This window comes from Mycobacterium vicinigordonae, from assembly GCF_013466425.1.
In the GTDB taxonomy this organism is placed as follows: domain Bacteria; phylum Actinomycetota; class Actinomycetes; order Mycobacteriales; family Mycobacteriaceae; genus Mycobacterium; species Mycobacterium vicinigordonae.
Window position 1 is genome coordinate 1,160,642 of record NZ_CP059165.1, and the last position, 18,086, is coordinate 1,178,727.

Sequence of the window (18,086 nt, forward strand, 5' to 3'; positions counted from 1 at the left end):
CGGTTACTACCGCGGCAAAACCTAGGAAAATCAAAACTGCTTTAACGAGCACCAACAGTCCAGGAGGACACAGAAGTGGCGAAGGCGAAGTTCCAGCGGACCAAGCCCCACGTCAACATCGGGACCATCGGTCACGTTGACCACGGCAAGACCACCCTGACCGCGGCTATCACCAAGGTCCTGCACGACAAGTATCCGGACCTTAACGAGTCCAAGGCGTTCGACCAGATCGACAATGCGCCCGAGGAGCGTCAGCGCGGTATCACGATCAACATCGCGCACGTCGAGTACCAGACCGAGAAGCGTCACTACGCGCACGTCGACGCCCCCGGCCACGCCGACTACATCAAGAACATGATCACCGGTGCCGCCCAGATGGACGGCGCGATCCTGGTGGTCGCCGCGACTGACGGCCCGATGCCCCAGACCCGTGAGCACGTGCTGCTCGCCCGTCAGGTGGGCGTGCCCTACATCCTGGTGGCGCTGAACAAGTCCGACGCGGTTGACGACGAAGAGTTGCTTGAGCTGGTCGAGCTGGAGGTCCGCGAGTTGCTGGCCGCCCAGGAGTTCGACGAGGAAGCCCCGGTCGTACGGGTGTCGGCGCTCAAGGCGCTCGAGGGTGACGCCAAGTGGGTCGAGTCCGTCGAGCAGCTGATGGACGCGGTCGACGAGTCGATCCCGGACCCGGTCCGTGACACCGACAAGCCGTTCCTGATGCCCGTCGAAGACGTCTTCACCATTACCGGCCGCGGCACCGTGGTCACCGGTCGTGTGGAGCGTGGCGTGGTCAACGTGAACGAGGAAGTCGAGATCGTCGGCATCAAGCCGACCAGCACCAAGACCACGGTCACCGGTGTGGAGATGTTCCGCAAGCTGCTCGACCAGGGTCAGGCCGGCGACAACGTCGGGCTGCTGCTGCGTGGTGTCAAGCGTGAGGACGTCGAGCGCGGCCAGGTTGTCATCAAGCCCGGCACCACCACGCCGCACACCGAGTTCGAGGGCCAGGTCTACATCCTGTCCAAGGACGAGGGCGGCCGGCACACGCCGTTCTTCAACAACTACCGCCCGCAGTTCTACTTCCGCACCACCGACGTGACCGGTGTGGTGACGCTGCCGGAGGGCACCGAAATGGTGATGCCCGGTGACAACACCAACATCTCGGTGAAGCTGATCCAGCCCGTCGCCATGGACGAGGGTCTGCGGTTCGCGATCCGTGAAGGTGGCCGTACCGTCGGCGCCGGCCGGGTCACCAAGATCATCAAGTAAGTCCGTTCGGTACAGAGCCCGGACCGCCGTTTCGGCGGTCCGGGTTCTGTCGTTTCGGGCTTGTCGTTCGTCCTTTATTTGGGATCGGTAGCGCCGGCCCCGGGGCTAGTGTGACATCACCTTTCGGGCTCTAGCGAGGAGTGGGCACATGCTGGCGCGGTATATCAAGATGCAACTGTTGGTGCTGTTGTGCGGAGGACTGGTCGGGCCGATCTTTTTGGTCGTGTATTTCGCGACCGGATTCGGCGAGCTGCTCTCGTGGATGTTCTATGTCGGCCTGCTGATCACCGTCGCCGATGTGTTGATCGCGATCGCGCTGACCTACTACGGGGCGAACGCGCAGGCCAAGTCGGAGTTCCTCGAGCAGCACGGCGTGCTGGCGCTGGCGCAGATCGTCGGACTCACTGAGACCGGAACCCGCATCAACGATCAGCAGGTGGTCAAGGTGCGCCTGCATGTCTCGGGGTCCGGGATCACGCCGTTTGAGAGCGAGGACCGGGTGATCGCCAGTGTCACCCGGCTCGGCAACCTGACTGCGGGCAAGCTCGTCGTGCTGGTTGATCCCACCACCAACGAGTACCGAATCGACTGGGAGCGAAGCGCATTGGTCAATGGACTGGTGCCCGCCCAGTTCAGCGTCGAGGAAGACGGACGGACCTATGATTTGCGGGGTCAGGCCGGCCCGTTGCTGGAGATCCTGCAGATCCTCAAGGCCAACAACATTGCGCTCAATCGCATGGTGGATGTGCGGTCCAACCCTGGCCTGCGTCAGCAGATCCAGGCCGTGGTGCGCCGGTCGGCCGCTCAGCAGTCGGGGCCGGCCGGGTACCCCACTGCCGCGCAGGCCTCGGTCTCCGACCGCTTGCAAGAGCTCGACTCACTGCGTGCCAGCGGTGTGGTCAACGAGCAGGAATACGCCAGCAAGCGCGCCCAGATCATCGCCGAGATCTAGCCCGCGCTGCGGTTGGCTCCCCGGAGTTCGGGGCCGGAGCAAAGTGGCATGGAGCCACGGGCGGGCCAGGGGTAGGCCTACTAGAACACGTTTCAATTCCGCTGCTAGCCTGACTGGCAGCGAAAGGGGAGCCCGTGGCCGGATCACTACAGGGACGCGTCGCCTTCATCACCGGGGCGGCCCGCGCCCAGGGCCGCTCACACGCGGTGCGGCTGGCCCGCGAAGGAGCCGACATCATCGCGTCCGATATCTGCGCTCCGGTGTCGGACACCATCAGCTACCCGCCGGCGACCCCCGAGGATTTGGACGAGACCGTGCGGGCCGTGGAGGCCGAGGGGCGTAAGGTTCTGGCCCGCCAGGCCGACATCCGCGACGATGCCGCACTGCGCCAGCTGGTGTCTGACGGTGTGGAGCAGTTCGGTCGCCTCGACATCGTGATCGCCAACGCCGGCGTGCTGGGTTGGGGGCGGGTGTGGGAGCTCACCGACGAACAGTGGGACACCGTCGTCGGGGTCAATCTCACCGGCACCTGGCGCACGTTGCGGGCCACGATTCCCGCGATGATCGAGGCCGGCAACGGCGGCGCCATTGTGGTGGTCAGTTCGGCGGCCGGTCTGAAGGCCACCCCGGGCAACGGCCATTATGCGGCCAGCAAGTTCGGCCTGACCGGGCTGACCAATACGCTGGCCCTCGAACTCGGCGAATACGGCATTCGGGTGAACTCCATCCATCCCTATTCGGTCGACACCCCGATGATCGAGCCGGACGCGATGATGGAGGTGTTCGCCAAGCATCCGCGCTTCGTGCACGCCTTTCCTCCAATGCCGATGCAGTACAAGGGTTTTATGTCGCCCGACGAAGTATCCGACGTCGTCGTGTGGTTGGCCGGTGCGGGTTCCGGTACCCTTTCGGGCACCCAGATCCCGGTCGATAAGGGTGCCCTAAAGTACTGACCGGCCATCGTGGTATGAACACCACGTGACCAACGGAATCGTGATCGTCGGCGGTGGGCTCGCCGCTGCTCGGACCGCCGAGCAGCTGCGCCGCGCCGAATACGACGGCCCCATCACCATCGTCAGCGACGAGGTACACCTGCCATACGACCGGCCTCCGCTGTCCAAGGAGGTGCTGCGCAGCGAGGTCGACGACACCGCACTCAAGCCGCGCGAGTGGTATGACGAGAAAAACATCACCCTGCGTCTCGGTTCGGCGGCTACCGAGTTGGACACCGCGGCAAAGACTTTGACGCTGGCCGACGGATCCACGCTTGGCTACGACGAACTCGTCATCGCGACGGGGTTGGTGCCGCGCCGCATCCCGAGCTTTCCCGACCTGGACGGCATCCGGGTGCTGCGGTCGTTCGACGAGTGCGTGGCGCTGCGCACCCACGCGGCCTCGGCGAAGAAGGCAGTGGTGATCGGGGCCGGCTTCATCGGCTGCGAGGTGGCCGCCAGCCTGCGCGGCTTGGGCGTGGAAGTGGCACTGGTTGAGCCGCAACCGACCCCGCTGGCCTCGGTGCTGGGCGAACAGATCGGCGCGTTGGTGACGCGGCTGCACCGCGACGAGGGGGTTGACGTGCGCACCGGAGTGGGGGTTGCCGAGGTACGCGGCGACGGGCACGTCGAGCAGGTGGTGCTCAGCGACGGTACCGAGCTGCCGGCCGACCTGGTGGTGGTCGGCATCGGGTCGCACCCTGCGACCGGATGGCTCGACGGCAGCGGCATCGAAGTCGACAACGGTGTCGTCTGCGACGAGGCCGGCCGTACCAGTGCGCCCAACGTGTGGGCGCTCGGGGACGTCGCCTCATGGCGTGATGCGACGGGACACCAATCGCGCGTGGAACATTGGAGCAACGTCGCCGACCAGGCCAGGGTCGTGGTGCCGGCGCTGCTGGGCCATGAAGTGCCGTCGGTGGTGGTTGTCCCGTATTTCTGGAGCGACCAGTACGACGTCAAGATCCAGTGTCTGGGCGAGCCGGAAGCCGACGACATCGTGCACATCATCGAGGATGACGGCCGCAAGTTCTTGGCGTACTACGAGCGCGACGGAGTGCTGGTGGGTGTGGTCGGCGGCGGGCTGCCGGGCAAGGTGATGAAGGTGCGCGCCAAGATCGCCGCCGCAACACCTATCGGTGAAATGCTTTAGAACCTAAAACTGACCCAGGTAGAACCGCGACCCCTGGTCGTCGGTGCATTCGGCGGACAGACCATACGGTTGTTGGGACGGCTCGGCCAGCACCGTGCCACCTGCGTCGCGGACCCGCGCGACCGCGGCGTCGATGTCGGTCACCGTCCACATCGGTACGACAGCCGGGCGCCCGCTGCCGCCCGCAGCGCCCGACATCGGGTGCGCATCGCGCACCGCCCAGCCATCGGCGACTCGGCCGGGCTCAAAGGTCCAGCCCAGCACGCGGCTGTAGAAGTCGCGGAACGCCGCGGCATCCGCCACCTCGTAGGTGACATACGAGACTTCGCCGGGTCCAGAGCCGTTGAGCGCCGGGCGTTTCCGGCCTGGGGCCGCCTGGAAGACGGCGAACGCCATACCTTGAGGATCCGTCGCGTCCAAGATGTCGCCGTGTTCGGTTTGCCGCACCTCACCGACGCTGCCGCCGGCTTCGACGATGGCCGCTTGGGCGGCCCTGAGGTCGGTGACCGCATAGCAGCAGAACAGGGTCGGCGTGCCGGGGCTGGCCGAAATGCCGGTGGGCATGTCGGTGCTGGTCACCAGATGCGACGTCGGGTCGTAGCTCCAACCCAGGACTTTCCCGTAGAACGCGGCCGCGCGGTCGGCGTCGGGAACCCACACCGAGACGTACCCGACGTCTCCGTGCTGGATCGGTGCGCCCATCGGACCGCTGAACATCCAGCGGTGACCGAACGGGTCGATGATGGTTGCGTTGAGCGAGCCGTACCCTTCGTAGATCTCACGCTCGACCGTGGCACCTTTTTCGCGAGCCCGCTGCAACGACGTATCGGTGTCTGCGACATGCAGCATCAGGCTCACCGAAACCGATTCCGGTACCGGAGATTTCAGTCCCATCTCGGGAAACTCGTCGGCCAGATAGAAAACACCGGGTCCGATTTCGAGCTCGGCGTGGCCGATCCGGCCGTCGTCCATCACGATCGGTTCGCCGCTCAATGCCGCACCGAAAGCTTCGGTGTACCAGGCGATTGCGGCGCGCGCATCGGCTACCGCCAAGTAGGGCAGTGCCGCCGGACGGGGCGCTGTCGTGGCTGTGGTCAGTGTCTCAGCAGTCATGAGAATTCCTTCGGGTAGCGATAATGCGGACTCCAGCCGTCGACGCAGGCGCGCGGCGAAGGCCGGATCGGGTTGCACCGGAAGGTCATCGGTGTGCAGCACGTGCAGCGGGTCGTGTTGACTCATGACGTGCCCCCTTCCGGATATTCTTTCCTAAACGCCCTTTTGGCGCGGACCAGCAGCGCCTCGGTCGCGTGCACTGTGCGGCCGAGCAGTTCGGCGCATTCCCCGACGGTGCAGTCGTCCATGTAACGCAGCACCAGCACCGCGCGGTGTGGCTCGCTGAGCCGGTTCAGCACGCTCTCGGCGACCAGTCGGTCCAGCTCGGCGTCCCAGTCGTCGTCCGCCCCGGCGGGCTCGGGCGGATCGGCGACCAAGACAAAGTCACGGCGACGCCGGTAATGGTCGGCCAGCTTGTGCCGCGCCACGCCGATCAGCCAGGGCATCGCGATCGTCGGCGGATCCTTGCGAGTGCGGGCGGCCTGCATCGCTGCCAGGAACGTCTCCGAGGTCAGGTCCTCCGCGATCCCACGATCGCCGCAGCGCCGCACGAAGTAGCCGTACACCACCGGTAGCGACTCGTCGTAGAGCGCCAACAGCGCGCGGGCAGCGTCGCCTTGGCGGTCCGATTGGGCGCTCACATACTTATCGTCGCGTCGGCGACCCGAAATCCGACACCCACATCGAAAAAAATTCTTACCGCCAATGCACCGGCGGCCCGTGTGCGTGGCATTCGGCCCGTACCCGGTTGCCGCCGCGCGGCCAACTCGCCACGCGCACCAAAAACTTCAGCGGCGCACCAGGGCCGTCGCGGGCGGGCTCCATGGTCAGGTGCGCGAACGGGCAGCGGGTAGTGGCTTGATCGGCCAGCGCAGCGACGGCCTCTCGGATCACTGCCTGTTCCTCGGCGGGCAAATATTGCCACGTGATCGAATGCCAGAGCACGGTCAGCGCTCCGTCGGCCAGGCTCAACGCGGACACCGCGGCACCGGCCGTTCGACGCTCCAACTGCGCGGGCACCTCGCGCGCGACCTCGATCGCCCCGCGCAGTCGCCGCAGCCGCGCGTCCTGGTCGGGCCAGACATAGCTCAACACGGTCAGTTCGCCGTCGGTGCCGGTGACGTCCAGCGGCGAGATGTCGAACCCCCGTCGTTCGACGATCCGCGCCTCGCCGGCCGGGGGCAGGTCGCCGTGCCAGGCGTCCTCGATTACCACCGGTGAGTCCGACGGTCCCCAGCGGCCACCGGCGAATCGGTACTGGTAATGGTCGGCGCGCAGATTCAAGCCGGCGCTACACCCAATCTCGAAAAGCCTTATCGGCAAGGCGAATTCCCTTGCCAAGGACAACAAGCCGCCGATCAACGCGGCCGAGCGCCCCACCTCGTTGGTCTGCGGCGGTTGGTCCAGCGCGGCGCGCAGCGCGCTGGTGTTTTCGGCCGCCACCCGCGCAATGTCGGGCCACGCGCTCTCGGCGTCCCAGCTGCCTCCGGTGCTGGGGTACCAGCGGCGCAGGACGGCGGCCCGCCCGTCGAGCACCATCCGGTGCAGGCCGCCGAGCAAGCGCAACGGCACCGCGTGGCGTGACGGTGCGTCCTGATAGTCGGCCAGGATGCCCGCGAAGTCGCCACCGGCCTCGACGTTGGTGGCGATCCGCTCGAAGAGATCGCCGTACATCGACGAACCCGAGTCCGCGCAGAAGCGGCCCTGCGCGCGCAGGGTATGCGCCAGGTGCGCGGTGGGTTGCCGGTCGTTCACCCGAGCCCGTCCAGGGCGGTGCCGACCACGTCGAAGGCGTTGCCGAGTGCGGCGGGCAACGGGACCGATTCGTCGCTCAGCCAGAATTCGTAGGCGCTCAGCGCGACGCCGAGCATCGTCCAGGCCACGGTCTGGGGCAGCAGGTCGGTGGCTTTGGAGTTCGTTCGGTGCGCGACGAACCCCGCGATCACCTCGCGCCAGCCGGCGTACATGGTCATCGAATAGGCTTGCAGCTCAGCGGTTTCCAGTATTACGCGCATTCGCTGCCGATGCCTCGCGGTTTCGCATTCGTCGAAGGTGTTGAAAGCCAGCAGCGCCGCGCGCAGTGCCTCGCGCAACGGGATGCACGGGTCGACGGTGGCGAGCAGGTCCTGCAGCTGACTGAGGTAGCTGTCGAACTCGCCCCATGGGATCGCGTTCTTGGACGCGTAGTACCGAAACAACGTTCGCCGCGAGATGCCGGCGGCGTGCGCGACGTCGTCGACGCTGACCTCCGCGAAACCGCGGGCTGCGAATAGGTCGATGGCGACGTCGGCGATGTGCAGCGGCGTCGTCGAGCGGCGCCGGCCGAGCCGCGACTCGGGCAACATCAGTACCCGCCCTTCCATTACGGCACTCGATGCCATATTCTGGCCACGATTGTGACCACAACCACTCACAATTGTCCATCCCTAGTGTTCTAACCCCGCGGAGAAAGGCAAGCGATATGGACAACGAGAACCAGGCCGAGACCGAACTCGTCACCGAGACCCTGGTCGAAGAGGTCTCCATCGACGGCATGTGCGGGGTCTACTGACCGTGCCTGCGTCCGCGCGGACGGGGCGGCTCGACGCCAGGGAGTTCGACCCCGACCGCGGCTGGCGCCTGCACCCACAGGTGGCTGTTCGACCGGAACCATTCGGTGCGCTGCTGTATCACTTCGGCACCCGAAAGTTGTCGTTCCTGAAGAACCGCACCATCCTGACGGTGGTGGAGTCGCTGGCCGACCACCTCGACGCCCGGTCCGCCTGCCGCGCCGCCGGAATCCACGATCACGAGCAGGCGCCTTATTTGCACGCACTGGGCGTGTTGGCCCGCTCCAACATGCTGGTACCAGGAGAGACTCAATGACGACAGCCGCCGTCCCATCGTTGATCGAGCAGTTCGAGCACGGGCTCGACGCGCCGATCTGTTTGACCTGGGAGCTGACCTACGCCTGCAACCTGGCTTGTGTGCACTGCCTGTCGTCGTCGGGCAAACGCGATCCGCGTGAGCTGTCCACCCGCCAGTGCAAGGACATCATCGACGAGCTGGAACGCATGCAGGTGTTCTACGTGAACATCGGTGGCGGCGAACCGACTGTGCGCCCGGATTTTTGGGAGTTGGTGGACTACGCCACCGAACACCACGTCGGGGTGAAGTTCTCCACCAACGGGGTGCGGATCACGCCCGAGGTGGCCGCGCGGCTGGCCGCCAGCGACTACGTCGACGTCCAGATCTCCTTGGACGGTGCGACCGCCGAGGTCAACGACGCGGTGCGTGGCGAGGGATCGTTCGCCATGGCGTGCCGGGCCTTGGAGAACCTTGCCGCGGCGGGCTTCAAAGACGCGAAGATCTCAGTGGTGGTCACTCGGCACAATGTCGGACAGCTTGACGAATTCGCCGCTCTGGCAAGCCGGTACGGTGCCACACTGCGCATCACCCGGCTGCGGCCCTCGGGGCGCGGCGCCGATGTCTGGGAGGAGCTGCACCCCACCGCCGACCAGCAGGTGCAGTTGTACGACTGGCTGGTGGCCAAGGGCGAACGGGTGCTCACCGGCGACTCGTTCTTCCACCTGGCACCGCTGGGTCAGTCCGGCGCGCTGGCCGGGCTGAACATGTGCGGCGCGGGCCGGGTGGTCTGTCTGATCGACCCGGTGGGCGACGTCTACGCCTGCCCGTTCGCCATCCACGACCGCTTCCTGGCCGGCAACATATTGTCCGACAACGGCTTTGGCACTGGCTTTCAGAATGTCTGGAAGCACGCGCCACTTTTCCGGGAGTTGCGTGAGCCGCAGTCAGCGGGCGCGTGTGGTAGCTGCGGGCATTACGACAGCTGCCGTGGCGGGTGCATGGCGGCGAAGTTCTTCACCGGCCTACCGCTGGACGGTCCGGACCCCGAGTGCGTCCAAGGCTACGGCGCGCCGGCACTGGCGGCCGAACGCGAGACACCGCGCCCCCGCGTCGACCACTCTCGTGGCCGGCGGCTTGGCGCGCCGGTGCCGCTCACCCTCTCCATGAGGCCGCCGACTCGCCTGTGCAACGAAAGTCCCGTGTAGCCATGGCGGACCAATGGTTTGAAACCATCGCTATCGCCCAGCAACGCGCCAAGCGGCGCCTGCCGAAATCGGTCTATTCATCTCTAATCTCCGCCAGTGAAAAAGGCGTGACGGTCGCCGACAATGTGGCGGCATTCAGCGAACTGGGTTTCGCGCCGCATGTCGTAGGGGCGAGCGAAAAGCGGGACCTTTCGACCACCGTTATGGGACAGGACATCTCGCTGCCGGTGATGATCTCGCCTACCGGCGTGCAGGCGGTCGACCCGGACGGCGAGGTGGCCGTCGCGCGGGGTGCTGCCGCCCGCGGCACTGCAATGGGATTATCGTCGTTCGCCAGCAAGCCGATCGAAGAGGTGATCGCCGCCAACCCGAAGATCTTCTTCCAGATCTACTGGCTGGGCAGCCGGGACTCGATCGCCGAGCGGGTGGAGCGGGCCCGCCAGGCCGGTGCGGTTGGCCTGATCGTCACCACCGACTGGTCGTTCTCGCACGGGCGCGACTGGGGCAGCCCCAAGATTCCCGAGCAGATGAACCTGCGGACCACGTTGCGGATGTCGCCCGAGGCGATCTTCAAGCCGCGATGGTTGTGGAAGTTCGGCAAGACGTTGCGACCCCCGGACTTGCGCGTACCCAACCAGGGCCGCCGCGGCGAACCGGGACCCACGTTCTTCGAGGCCTACGGCGAGTGGATGGCCACACCGCCGCCGACCTGGGAGGACATTGCCTGGCTGCGGGAGCTGTGGGGCGGCCCGTTCATGCTCAAGGGTGTGATGCGCGTTGACGACGCGAAAAGGGCAGTCGATGCTGGTGTTTCGGCTATCTCGGTGTCTAACCACGGCGGCAACAACCTGGACGGTACGCCGGCATCCATCCGTGCCCTGCCGGCCGTGGCTGCCGCCGTCGGCGATCAGGTTGAGGTGCTGTTCGACGGCGGCATCCGGCGCGGCAGTGACGTCGTCAAGGCGGTGGCGCTCGGGGCGCGTGCGGTAATGATCGGGCGTGCCTACCTGTGGGGGCTGGCCGCGGCCGGCCAGCCCGGCGTCGAGAACGTGTTGGACATCCTGCGCGGCGGTATCGACTCGGCGCTGATGGGTCTGGGGCACTCCTCCATCCACGATCTCAAAGCGGACGACATCCTTATCCCGGATGGCTTCACCCGGGCACTGGGGGTCGGCTGAGCGCGTCGCGCATCGGCGGCGCGTCCCTTTACCACAGACGGCACCACCCCGAAAGAGGCGTGAATGTCGTCGCTCAAAAAACTGGTACTGGCGTGGCAGTCGTGGCGAACGAGCACTGAATTTTCTCTGCCAATGTTGGGGGCGGAAAAAAATTTGGATAGATAGGGCAACAATTGGTGCACGCCAGGTTAATTCGTCTTACCATCGGCGGGTGCCAATGCTCGGCGAACTGGGGAGTGCGACGTCGAGTCAACTATCGGTATCCACCCCGTCGTCAATATTGATTCCGTTGGGTTCCACCGAACAGCATGGCCCGCACCTGCCGCTGGACACCGACACCCGAATCGCGACCGCGGTCGCGAGCGCCATAGGCGCGCGCCTCGAGTGGCCGGTGGCGCCCGCGATCAGCTACGGCGCAAGCGGCGAGCACCAGGGTTTCGCCGGAACGATCTCGATCGGAACCGAGGCCCTGTCCACCCTGCTGGTCGAGTACGGGCGCTCAGCCACCTGCTGGGCGCAGCGCCTGGTATTCGTCAACGGGCACGGGGGTAACGTGTCCGCCCTGGCTCAAGCCGTCGGCCTGCTGCGATCCGAGGGCCGCGATGCCGGCTGGTGCCCGTGCGCGGTACCTGGCGGCGATGCGCACGCCGGTCACACCGAAACATCGGTGTTGCTGCATATCTCACCGAATGTGGTCCGTACCGATCGGATGCGGGCGGGCAACGACGCGCCACTGCGCGAGTTGCTCCCCTCGTTGCGCCGGGGCGGGGTGGCGGCAGTGAGCGGCATCGGCGTTCTGGGGGACCCAACCACCGCCACCGCGGCGCAGGGAAGGCGGATCTTTGCTGAGATGGTCGACGGCGGTGCCCGTCGCATCGCCCGGTGGCTGCCCGGATCCGACGGAATGTTGACATGACGGCGACCCGACTGCCGGACGGGTTTGCGGTTCAGGTCGATCGCCGCGTGCGGGTGCTGGGCGACGGCAAGGCCTTGCTCGGTGGGTCGCCGACTCGGTTGCTGCGGTTGGCGCCGGCCGCGCAGAACATGCTCTGCGACGGCCGTCTCAAAGTTCGGGACGAGGTCAGCGCCGAGCTGGCCCGCACCCTGCTGGATGCAACGGTGGCCCACCCGCGCCCAGCCACAGGTCCCTCGTATCGCGATGTGACTGTCGTTATTCCAGTGCGGGACAACGTAATCGGTTTGCGACGACTGGTGGCGTCGCTGCGTGGCCTGCGAGTCATCGTGGTGGACGACGGCTCCGCCCACCCGATCGAGCTCGACGATTTGGGCGGTGCGCACTGTGACGTCGAAGTTCTGCATCACCTCCGCAGCAAGGGGCCGTCGGCAGCCCGGAACACCGGCCTGGCCGCCTGTACCACCGACTTTGTCGCGTTCCTCGATTCAGATGTGGCGCCGCGGCGCGGGTGGTTGGAGGCCCTGCTCGGTCACTTCTGCGACCCGACCGTCGCGCTTGTCGCGCCGCGCATCGTCGGCCTGATGCCGACCGAGAATGTGATTGCCCGCTACGAGGCGGTGCACTCGTCCCTCGATCTCGGACTCCGGGAAGCGCCGGTGTTGCCGCACAGCACGGTGTCCTATGTGCCCAGTGCCGCGATCGTCTGCCGCGTGTCGGCGATCCGCGGGGTCGGCGGCTTCGACGAGACGATGCAGTCCGGTGAGGACGTCGACTTGTGTTGGCGGCTCGTGGAAGCCGGGGCCCGGTTACGTTACGAGCCGATCGCGCGGGTGGCCCACGACCACCGGACCGAGTTGGGCGAATGGATCTCTCGCAAGGCCTTCTACGGCGGCTCGGCGGCGCCTCTTTCGGTGCGGCACCCGGACAAGACCGCGCCGGTGGTGATCTCTGGGTGGGCGTTGATGGCCTGGATTCTGATGTCCCTGGGTTCCGGTCTGGCTCAACTTGCCTCGATTGTGATCGCGCTGTGCACCGGGCGGCGCATCGCCAAGGCGATGCGCGACGCCGACACGTCCCTGGACACGACGTTGTGGGATGTGATCGTGGTCGCCACCCGTGGGTTGTGGTCGGCCGCGTTGCAACTCGCCTCGGCGCTGTGTCGCCATTACTGGCCGGTGGCGCTGATCGCAGCGATCCTGTCCCGGCATTTCAGACGGGTCTTGGTGATCGCGGCGGTGGTGGACGGTGTGGCGGATTGGCTGCGTCGCCGCGACGCGGTGGAGGACGACGCCGAACCCATCGGACTGCTGACCTTCCTCTTGCTCAAGCGCGTCGATGATCTGGCCTACGGAATCGGCCTGTGGTACGGGGTGCTGCGGGAACGCAATGTCGGCGCCCTCAAGCCGCAGATCCGGACGTAGCGGCCACTATTGTCCGCGCTGGACCGCCATAGCGACGTCTTGGTCGTCGGCGCCGGAAGTGCCGGTTCGGTTGTTGCCGAACGCCTTTCCAAAGACCCCGACTGTACGGTGCGGGTGTTGGAAGCCGGACCCGGACTGACTGATGCGGGATTGCTGGCCCGCACCCGCAATGGGCTGCAGCTGCCGATCGGATCGGGTAGTCCGCTGGCCGAGCGCTATCTGACAACGCTGACCGACCACCCGGTGCACCGGATGCCGATCGTGCGGGGCACGACGGTGGGTGGTTCCGGCGCCGTCAATGGCGGTTACTTCGGTCGCGGTCTCCCGGCCGATTTCGACGGCCTCGGGCTGCCGGGCTGGGGGTGGTCCGATGTGCTGGAGCATTTCCGCGCCATCGAGACCGATCTCGATTTCGACACCCCAGCGCACGGCCGCAGCGGACCCATTCCGGTGCGGCGGACCTCGGAGTTGACCGGCGCTACTGAAAGGTTTGTCGCGGCCACCGAGCGAGCGGGATATCCTTGGTTACCTGACTTGAATGATGTTGGACCGCAGCTGACTTCAGGTGTAGGTGCGGTGCCGCTCAACATTGTCGACGGGGTGCGCACCGGACCGGGGGTGGCGTTTCTGTTGCCGGCGCTGGGGCGTAGCAACCTGACATTGCAGGCGCAGACACGCGTCCTGCGGCTGTGCTTTGCCGGCGGCAGTGTGGTGGGCGTGGACGCGATCGGTCCGGACGGCCCCGTGACGTGGACTTCAGACCGAGTCGTATTGTGCGCGGGCGCTATTCGGTCGGCGCATCTACTAATGCTCTCGGGCCTGGGGGAGGAGGTCACGTTGCGGGCGGCCGGCGTTGACGTGCGTGTACCTGCCCCTGTTGGTGCACGCTGCAGTGATCACCCGGAGTTGGTGATGCCGACCGATTGGGAGGTCGCGGTGGATCGCCCGGTGCTGGAGGTGGTGCTGAATACTTCTGATGCTGTCGAGATCCGGCCTTATACAGGTGGTTTCGTTGCGATGACCGGGGATGGCACGCCGGGACACCGGGATTGGCCGCATCTTGGTGTGGCGCTGATGCGGCCTCGGGCGCGTGGACGGATCACGCTCGTCTCAGCAGATCCCGATGTGCCGCCACGGATCGAACATCGCTACGACAGCGAGCCCGACGACGTCGAGGACCTGCGGGCCGGAGTTGAGCTGGCACACGAATTGTTCAGTACTGCAACGTCGATTGGACCGGCGGTGTGGTCGACATCGCAGCACCTGTGTGGTAGCGCCCCGATGGGCCGAAGGGGCGACCCTAATGCCGTCGTGGACAATCGATGTCGGCTTGTCGGTATCGAAAACCTATGGGTCATAGACGGTTCCATCTTGCCCGTAGTGCCGAGTCGCGGCCCGCATGCGAGCATCGTGATGCTGGCTCACCGGGCAGCGGAATTCGTGGTCTGACGTCGCTGAGGGCATGCCCGGCTCAGGCTGAAGCCCTCGCCTCACCGGTCGCTACGACACGAGCTACCGGCGCGGGTACCTCGGCCGCCGGCGCCGCCCGCGCGGCCAGCGGAGCGGGCAGCGCCGAAACCGCGGCCGCGGGAGTTTGCACCTCGACAATCTCCCGCGGGCTAGTCTGCAGCGACGGGATCGGTTGACGCTTCACCGACCCCACCGATCCCGCCGCTACTGCCGACCCCGACGAATACACCGGCCCTGGCTGCGCGGCCGGTGTTGTCGCAGGGCCCCCCGGCCCCAACGGTCCAACAAGTGCCGCCGGTTGCGCGGTTGCGCCGGCGGCGGGCGCCACCTGGGCGCCGTGACTGAGTACCGAGCGTCCCAGCGTCGGCTGGGGCGCGGCTGCGTCGGTCTGGATGCTCGAAACGTTCGCGGCTTCGCTGAGGCCGTACTGCTGAGCACCGAGACTCATCATTTGGACGAATTGGTCGTGGAAGGCTGCCGCCTGCGCGCTGATAGCCTGGAATGCCTGGGCATGCGCCCCGAACAAGGCCGCAATTCCCGTCGAGACCTCGTCCGCGCCTGCGGGTGCCAGGACGCCCATCGTCGGGCCGACCGCCATCGCGTTGGCATCGTTGATCGCCGTGCCGATATTCGCCAAATCCGTTGCCGCAGCGGCAACATACTCCGGCGTGGCGATCACATACGACATTCAGGTTCCCCCAGCTAACTGGAAAGAGTCCGCTGCCCACCTACGAACTTGCCCCCGGGGTTCAAATGCTAACCGGGCACGGGTCCGCGCCGCGGGCTTTTCGCAAAATCCGTTTCAGGGGCGGCCGGCTACCGCCAGCCGGCGACGATGCGGCGGACCGGGCGAAGCTGGCGGCCGTCGCGCCCGGGGGCCTAGAGACCGATCAGCACGGCGGCGATTCCTACGATGACAGCCAGCACGGTCGTCGAGGCGTGCATCGAGTTCAGGAAGGCGATCTTGCCGAGCTCGGCCAGGCAAATTCAGGATAGGTGGAGTGCAGGTCGATGCCGCGCATGCACGCGAAGCCGACCGCCATCAGCAGCGTGCCGAGGAACTGCACCGTGCGCAGGCCCAGCCGTGGCACATACCAGAACGACGTCGCAGTGAAGATTCCCAGCGGAATCATGAACGGGCCCAACGCCACCGCTGTCATCAGCGGGGAATAGCCGATGATTTGCTGCACATATTGCATGGCCAGGAAGAAGAATCCGAACGTCGCGCCGAACAGCACGATGATCGTCGCGACGCCAGTGGTGAAGGCGGGGTCGCAAAACAGTCGAACGTCCAGAAGTGGCTGGCGTTTCCGAAATTCGACCACGCCGAATACCGCGGCGATGACACCGCCGGCAACCAGCCCGCCCCACACCAGAGTGTCGCTACACCCTCGGGTGGGTGCTTCCAGGATGGCGTACACCGCGATCGCCACCGCGGTACCGACTAGTCCGGCGCCCAACCAGTCCACCCGGGGGACGGCGAGTCCCAGAAGCGCAGCAGCACACCGGATCCGAGCATTCCAAGCCCGCCGCCCGAACCGGCGGTGCCGGCCCACATCCCGACTGCCTTAATGCGCTGCGCTTTCGGTATAGGCCACCGTCAACAGGGACAGCGTCGCGGGCATCACGAATGCGGCGCCTACCCCGGCCATCGCGCGGCCGGCGATGATCTGGGTGGGTGAGTGCAGCAGCGCCGGTGCGACCGAGGCCAGCGAGAAGATCGTCAAACCTGCCAGCAGGGCGCCGCGCCTGCCGTAGCGGTCACCGATGGCGCCCGCGGGCAGCAGCAGGCAGGCCAAGGCCAGCGTGTAGCCGTCGACGATCCATGTCAGCTGTGTCTGGGCTGCCGATGTGGCCACCGCGATGTCGCCCAGTGTGGTGTTGAGCGCCGTCATCGACGCAACTACCAGCGACACTGCGATGCAGGCGACGGTCAGCGTCCAGGTGCGGGCGCGGGAGCTAGCGCCGGCTCCTGCTGCCTCAGTAACCTGGCTGGGTTGCAGCAAGGTGGTGCCGGGCCGCGTCAGCGTTTTCGACCATGCAGTGCGCCTCCTTTCGGGGGCGAAGTAGTGACCGAGACTAATGGTCTCGTGCATAGACGGTTAGTCTTGGTCACAAACCGGGAGGTGCATCACAATCAGCAAGGCCAGTGACGCAGATCCCCGCCCGGCGCGGTCGCGGGCCCGTTTGCTCGAAGCGGCCGCTTCGCTGCTGCGCTCCGGTGGCCCCAGTGCGGTGACAATCGACGCCGTGACCCGTGCCGCCAACGTCGCCCGGGCTACCTTGTATCGCCATTTTCCGAGCGGAAACGATTTGCTGGCAGCAACATTCAGCAGCCTCATCCCCGCGGCGCCGATGCCGCCCGCAGCGGGGTCGCTGCGAGACAGGCTGGTGGCGCTGCTACTGGCGCAGGCCGAGTTGATCGCCGAAGCGCCGGCCGTGCTGTCCGCGACGGCCTGGTTGGCGCTGGGCTCCGACCTGCAGGAGCTGCCGGAACCCCGGCGTAGCGACACCGACGACAGTGCGATCAGCACCCTGCGGGAGCGCATCGCTCAGCAGTACGCGGCGCCATTCGACGTCATATTCGATAGCCCTGATGCGGTTGCCGAACTCGGCGAGGTCGACCGGTCCCGGGCTATCGCCCTGCTGATTGGCCCGGTGGCGCTGGGCCGGCTGTCCACGCTGCCGGATTTCGACTACCGGGAGACGGTCCAAGCGGCCGTCGACGGCTTCCTGCACGTGCAGCGCGCACAGGCGCGTTCTGACACGGCGACTAGCGAATCGGCCGGTACGTAAGCGCCGTGCGTGGCGTTCGCGCCCACCGGCCCGGCGCGAGTGTGACGCCTAGCCGGGCATACGCCCAGCTAGGGGCGCCGTCGATGCCAACTGTGGGGCGCCGCGGACCTACCTGCGGCGATGGCCACCCAAGAGACCACCCAAGATTTGGCCGAACCGGCGTTCTGAGGCATACTGTTCAGGTTGCCCAGCGCCAGGTTTGCGTCTGGCTGGGTATACGACCAGCGCCCACCAGGGCGCGTCCGGTCCCATCCTTGGAGAGCGACTATTTCGGCCGCCTACAAGGCTGCGTGTGGGTGACACACCCGAACGCGGGGAGCGGATGGACCACGACAGGTAAACAGCGGCGCAGTTCCGGCGCAACGCTCGATCGGCCCCCGTCAGGGCGGCGGTTGTGCGCGCCGGGGCGCACCAGGTCCGGACCCGGGCTCGAGTGTGGAAGAAGAGGTAGGAGAAGCGTGGCGGGACAGAAGATCCGCATCAGGCTTAAGGCCTACGACCATGAGGCTATTGACGCGTCGGCGCGCAAGATCGTCGAGACCGTCGTACGCACTGGGGCCAGCGTCGTAGGACCGGTGCCGCTGCCGACCGAAAAGAACGTGTACTGCGTCATCCGCTCACCGCATAAGTACAAGGACTCGCGGGAGCACTTCGAGATGCGCACGCACAAGCGGCTGATCGACATCCTCGACCCGACCCCGAAGACCGTCGACGCGCTGATGCGCATCGATCTTCCGGCCAGTGTCGACGTCAACATCCAGTAGGGGATCGGCGAGC

19 protein-coding genes and 1 pseudogene are annotated in these 18,086 nt (G+C 66.3%); 13 read left to right on the top strand and 7 right to left on the bottom strand.

Annotated features, from left to right (window positions below; translation table 11 throughout):
- Nucleotides 1-75 precede the first annotated feature (75 nt).
- The 4 genes from tuf to H0P51_RS05040 all read left to right on the top strand — a co-directional run bounded on the left by tuf (nt 76) and on the right by H0P51_RS05040 (nt 4,363).
- A complete protein-coding gene (gene tuf, locus H0P51_RS05025) occupies nt 76-1,266 on the top strand; it encodes an elongation factor Tu (RefSeq protein ID WP_180916919.1) in 1,191 nt (396 codons plus the stop codon).
- Between the two features lie 148 nt (nt 1,267-1,414).
- Nucleotides 1,415-2,218 (top strand): SHOCT domain-containing protein, encoded by an 804-nt coding sequence (locus tag H0P51_RS05030; RefSeq protein WP_180916920.1) that lies wholly within the window; start codon nt 1,415-1,417, stop codon nt 2,216-2,218.
- Between the two features lie 134 nt (nt 2,219-2,352).
- Nucleotides 2,353-3,171, top strand: a complete 819-nt coding sequence (locus H0P51_RS05035) for a mycofactocin-coupled SDR family oxidoreductase (protein WP_425488962.1) — start codon at nt 2,353-2,355, stop codon at nt 3,169-3,171.
- A 25-nt stretch (nt 3,172-3,196) separates the two neighbouring features.
- Nucleotides 3,197-4,363 (top strand): NAD(P)/FAD-dependent oxidoreductase, encoded by a 1,167-nt coding sequence (locus H0P51_RS05040; protein WP_180916921.1) that lies wholly within the window; start codon nt 3,197-3,199, stop codon nt 4,361-4,363.
- A gap of 3 nt (nt 4,364-4,366) precedes the next feature.
- Here H0P51_RS05040 and H0P51_RS05045 read toward each other — a convergent pair whose 3' ends face one another.
- From H0P51_RS05045 to mftR, 4 genes are read right to left on the bottom strand one after another with little or no spacing between them, the layout of a single operon-like run.
- Nucleotides 4,367-5,602 (bottom strand): VOC family protein, encoded by a 1,236-nt coding sequence (locus H0P51_RS05045; protein ID WP_180916922.1) that lies wholly within the window; start codon nt 5,600-5,602, stop codon nt 4,367-4,369.
- Nucleotides 5,599-6,117 carry an RNA polymerase sigma factor gene (locus tag H0P51_RS05050; protein ID WP_180916923.1) on the bottom strand — a complete coding sequence of 173 codons (519 nt, stop codon included), beginning with the start codon at nt 6,115-6,117 and terminating at the stop codon, nt 5,599-5,601. The genes H0P51_RS05045 and H0P51_RS05050 overlap by 4 nt, the downstream gene beginning before the upstream one ends.
- Nucleotides 6,118-6,172: 55 nt before the next feature.
- Entirely contained in the window at nt 6,173-7,231 is a 1,059-nt protein-coding gene (locus H0P51_RS05055) for a DUF2332 domain-containing protein (RefSeq protein ID WP_180916924.1), read from the bottom strand.
- Complete coding sequence (mftR, locus tag H0P51_RS05060) at nt 7,228-7,821, bottom strand: mycofactocin system transcriptional regulator (protein WP_180918751.1); 594 nt, start codon at nt 7,819-7,821, stop codon at nt 7,228-7,230. The genes H0P51_RS05055 and mftR overlap by 4 nt, the downstream gene beginning before the upstream one ends.
- A 116-nt stretch (nt 7,822-7,937) precedes the next feature.
- Between mftR and mftA the strand changes: the two genes are divergently transcribed.
- From mftA to mftG, 7 genes are all read left to right on the top strand, one after another.
- Nucleotides 7,938-8,027, top strand: a complete 90-nt coding sequence (mftA, locus tag H0P51_RS05065) for a mycofactocin precursor MftA (protein ID WP_180916925.1) — start codon at nt 7,938-7,940, stop codon at nt 8,025-8,027.
- Nucleotides 8,012-8,341, top strand: coding sequence for a mycofactocin biosynthesis chaperone MftB (mftB, locus tag H0P51_RS05070; RefSeq protein WP_213016726.1), 330 nt, complete (start codon nt 8,012-8,014; stop codon nt 8,339-8,341). The genes mftA and mftB overlap by 16 nt, the downstream gene beginning before the upstream one ends.
- A complete protein-coding gene (gene mftC / locus H0P51_RS05075) occupies nt 8,338-9,528 on the top strand; it encodes a mycofactocin radical SAM maturase (RefSeq protein WP_180916927.1) in 1,191 nt (396 codons plus the stop codon). Before mftB ends, mftC begins: the two co-directional genes overlap by 4 nt.
- A 2-nt stretch (nt 9,529-9,530) precedes the next feature.
- The gene (gene mftD, locus H0P51_RS05080) at nt 9,531-10,706 is read left to right on the top strand and encodes a pre-mycofactocin synthase MftD (protein WP_180916928.1); all 1,176 of its coding nucleotides are present in this window, start codon (nt 9,531-9,533) and stop codon (nt 10,704-10,706) included.
- A 217-nt stretch (nt 10,707-10,923) separates the two neighbouring features.
- Complete coding sequence (gene mftE, locus H0P51_RS05085) at nt 10,924-11,622, top strand: mycofactocin biosynthesis peptidyl-dipeptidase MftE (protein ID WP_180918752.1); 699 nt, start codon at nt 10,924-10,926, stop codon at nt 11,620-11,622.
- Nucleotides 11,619-13,043 carry a mycofactocin biosynthesis glycosyltransferase MftF gene (gene mftF, locus H0P51_RS05090; protein WP_180916929.1) on the top strand — a complete coding sequence of 475 codons (1,425 nt, stop codon included), beginning with the start codon at nt 11,619-11,621 and terminating at the stop codon, nt 13,041-13,043. The genes mftE and mftF overlap by 4 nt, the downstream gene beginning before the upstream one ends.
- Before the next feature lie 9 nt (nt 13,044-13,052).
- Nucleotides 13,053-14,492, top strand: a complete 1,440-nt coding sequence (gene mftG, locus H0P51_RS05095) for a mycofactocin dehydrogenase MftG (protein WP_180916930.1) — start codon at nt 13,053-13,055, stop codon at nt 14,490-14,492.
- A gap of 22 nt (nt 14,493-14,514) precedes the next feature.
- On the opposite strand, the gene H0P51_RS05100 is transcribed toward mftG, so the two are convergent.
- From H0P51_RS05100 to H0P51_RS28335, 3 genes and pseudogenes are all read right to left on the bottom strand, one after another.
- A complete protein-coding gene (locus tag H0P51_RS05100; protein WP_180916931.1) occupies nt 14,515-15,201 on the bottom strand; it encodes a PE family protein in 687 nt (228 codons plus the stop codon).
- A 262-nt stretch (nt 15,202-15,463) separates the two neighbouring features.
- Entirely contained in the window at nt 15,464-15,982 is a 519-nt protein-coding gene (locus H0P51_RS28330; protein ID WP_246398404.1) for an MFS transporter, read from the bottom strand.
- A 17-nt stretch (nt 15,983-15,999) separates the two neighbouring features.
- Nucleotides 16,000-16,519: pseudogene (locus H0P51_RS28335) on the bottom strand (MFS transporter); the annotation flags it as partial.
- A gap of 229 nt (nt 16,520-16,748) precedes the next feature.
- On the opposite strand from H0P51_RS28335, the gene H0P51_RS05110 reads away from it, so the two are divergent.
- Nucleotides 16,749-17,309 (top strand): TetR/AcrR family transcriptional regulator, encoded by a 561-nt coding sequence (locus tag H0P51_RS05110; protein WP_246398407.1) that lies wholly within the window; start codon nt 16,749-16,751, stop codon nt 17,307-17,309.
- A 458-nt stretch (nt 17,310-17,767) separates the two neighbouring features.
- Nucleotides 17,768-18,073, top strand: a complete 306-nt coding sequence (gene rpsJ, locus H0P51_RS05115; RefSeq protein ID WP_003873519.1) for a 30S ribosomal protein S10 — start codon at nt 17,768-17,770, stop codon at nt 18,071-18,073.
- Nucleotides 18,074-18,086: the final 13 nt, after the last annotated feature.